Annotated in this window: 1 protein-coding gene; it reads right to left on the bottom strand. The window is 76.2% G+C overall.

Annotated elements, in window-relative coordinates; translation table 11 throughout:
• Positions 1-380: hypothetical protein (locus I6F37_RS43750; protein WP_225154948.1), on the bottom strand; the 380-nt coding region annotated here is incomplete at its 3' end.
• Positions 381-395: the final 15 nt, after the last annotated feature.

Here is a 395-nt window from a genome sequence, read left to right on the forward strand (position 1 = left end):
ACCTGGATGCGCGAGTTCCAGACGGTCGGCGAGAACGCCGTCACGCGTGCGGCGACCTCGTCGGTGCCGTCGGGGTAGCCGGGCTTGGCCTTCATGCCGGCCTTCTTGCGCAGGATCTCGTTCTCACGCTCGGCCACCTGGGCGCGCGTCAGCGGGCGGTGCGCCGCGCGCCCGTGCCGGACGAAGTCCTCCTGCACCTCCAGGGCGGCGGCGGTCACGCGCCGGAGGGTGCCCGCGCGGCGGTCGAGCAGGTACAGCAGCCGCCGGGCGTCGGCGACGGGCGCGTCCCGCCACTGCGCCGCCTCGGCCCCGAGCGGGAGCGTGGCGAGCTCGTCGTCGACGGTCAGCCCGAGGTCGCCCGCGTCCAGGGCCTCGACCACGAGGCGGCCCTGCAC

It is taken from the genome of Bradyrhizobium sp. NBAIM08 (assembly GCF_020193935.1).
GTDB classification, from domain to species: domain Bacteria; phylum Pseudomonadota; class Alphaproteobacteria; order Rhizobiales; family Xanthobacteraceae; genus Bradyrhizobium; species Bradyrhizobium yuanmingense.